Genomic DNA, 2,222 nt, shown 5'->3' on the forward strand with positions numbered 1-2,222 from the left:
GCACTACCTCGGCAATCCAGGTGAGGTAATCACTCACCTTCATCAGCGGCAACACACCCGCCACTTCACTTGCCGATACGCGCAGTGCATGCGCCGAACGGAAGTAGCGCAGCGCCTCCATGTGCCCTTCAAGATCATCCCAATTCAAACGCAGTACATCGCGGCGCAATTCATCGCGCAGCAGTTCTTTATCGGGCGGGGTGTATAAACTTTCCGGCGTTAGCAGCTCGTCGAGCAGCACCGGATATTGCGCAATCTGGTCGGCGATCCAGGGGCTGGCCGCACAGAGTTTTACCAACTGCTGCACGGCAGTCGGGTTCTCCACCAACAGCACTAAATAGGCACTGCGCCGTGCGACAGCTTCAATCAGCGGCACGATGCGCGCAAAGGTCTCGGCGATCGTAATCGGCAACTTGGGGCCAAAAGCCTCATGCACAATCACTTGCAATAAACGCGGGACAAACGCATCAAGCCGTGTGCGGCTGCTGGCCTGCATCGATAATACCGCGCGCCCTTCGCGCAAATCGGCGAGATTTTTCAGCAGCGCTTCCGGCCCCTCGATATTGCGCGCGGTCAATGCATGAACCGCATCCTCACCCTGCAGGCTGCCCTCCCACAACCCCATCCAAAACGCCAAGGCCTTTTGATCGACCGTATCTTCCTCATCGGGCGCTGCAATCACCGATTTAAACTCCGTATTTACGCGCTGGCGATAGCCACTCAGCGTCGTAAAAAAACTGTCCCAATTTTCAAAACCCATCGCCCAGGCAAGGCGCAATTGGCCGATAGGATCAACCGGCAAGGATTGGGTTTGCTTATCCTGATAGCCTTGGATTGCATGCTCGGTATTGCGCAGGAAAATATAGGCCTCAAGCAATGCCGAACCCGCACCCGGAGGCAAATAATTTTCTTGCTCCAAAAATGGCAGCAGCACTGGCACTTTGCGTTTGCGCAAACGCGCATCGCGCCCGCCGCGAATTAATTGGAACACCTGCACCACAAATTCCACTTCGCGGATGCCGCCCTCGCCCAATTTCACATCGAGATTCATGCCTTTGCGCTGCACTTGCCGCGCAATTAACCCTTTCATTTCACGCAGCGATTCAATTGCGCTGAAATCGATGTATTGGCGATAGGTAAACGGCTGCAACATTTTGCCCAGCAATTTGCGCGCAGCGATTTGACCTTCGCCACCCGCCATGGCCACGGTGCGCGCCTTAATCATCGCGTAGCGCTCCCACTCGCGCCCTTGAGTCTGGTAATAGTCCTCCATGCCCACAAAGCTCATCGCCAAAGCACCGCTCTGGCCGTGCGGGCGCAAACGCTTATCCACGCGAAAAACAAACCCGTCAGCAGTCACTGTATCCAAACTTTTAATCAGCTTTTGCCCAAGCTTGATAAAAAATTCCTGATTGCTAATCGCACGGCTTGCATGATTGGTTTCGCCACCTTCAGGAAACGTAAAAATCAGGTCGATATCCGAGGAGACATTCAATTCGCCCGCCCCCAATTTACCCATGCCCAACACCATAAACGGCTGCGCCAAATTCGATTCGCGCCCAATCGGCGTGCCATACATTTTTTCCAGCGCGCGATAGTGAAACTCCGCCGCGAGCAAAATGGATTTATCCGCAAAGCGCGACAGCTCCGCCGTCACCTCGCGCATATCCGCAACGCGGTTCAAGTCGCGCCAGATAATCCGGATCATCGCCATTTGCCGCTGTTGCCGCAGGCATTTATCCAACTCCGCATCGGTATTGCACGCATTAACCGCTGCCGCGAATGCATCCAAATGCGCATCCGTCTGCTCCTCAAACAGCACACCGGATTGCACCAGCTCGATTAAATACTGCGGCCGCTGCGCTGATGTCTTGGCAATAAATTCACTCGCCACAAACGCGCGCGTCAATTGGCGAAAAAACTCGTCAGCGGTAACCGATGATGGCAACAAATCGCGCGGATGCGGAAGGTTCTGACTTTGAAGGGCAGCTTCAAATTGATCCCAGTAACGCTGGGCGGCGGCATGTAACTCGGCGGGGATTGTGGAAAAATTCAACATAAACGCAGGACTCTATCGCAGTTATTAGGGGGCGCGGTTATTGGATTAATAGGGGAATACTAGCAGCAGATCGTGAGCGCATAAGGGCGCTAACCCAAATTTATCCGCCCCACATTCTGCTCAATCCAATCCACCAAATTACGCACCTGCTCTGCAACCTCAA

The 2,222-nt window shown here is 54.1% G+C and carries 1 protein-coding gene; it reads right to left on the minus strand.

Going from position 1 to position 2,222, the window contains the following annotated elements; translation table 11 throughout:
• Positions 1-2,059, minus strand: a 2,059-nt coding sequence (glnE, locus tag ACWA6V_RS20835; protein ID WP_449524283.1) for a bifunctional [glutamate--ammonia ligase]-adenylyl-L-tyrosine phosphorylase/[glutamate--ammonia-ligase] adenylyltransferase, incomplete at its 3' end; no start/stop codon positions are given.
• Positions 2,060-2,222 lie beyond the last annotated feature (163 nt).

This window comes from Cellvibrio sp., assembly GCF_053579595.1.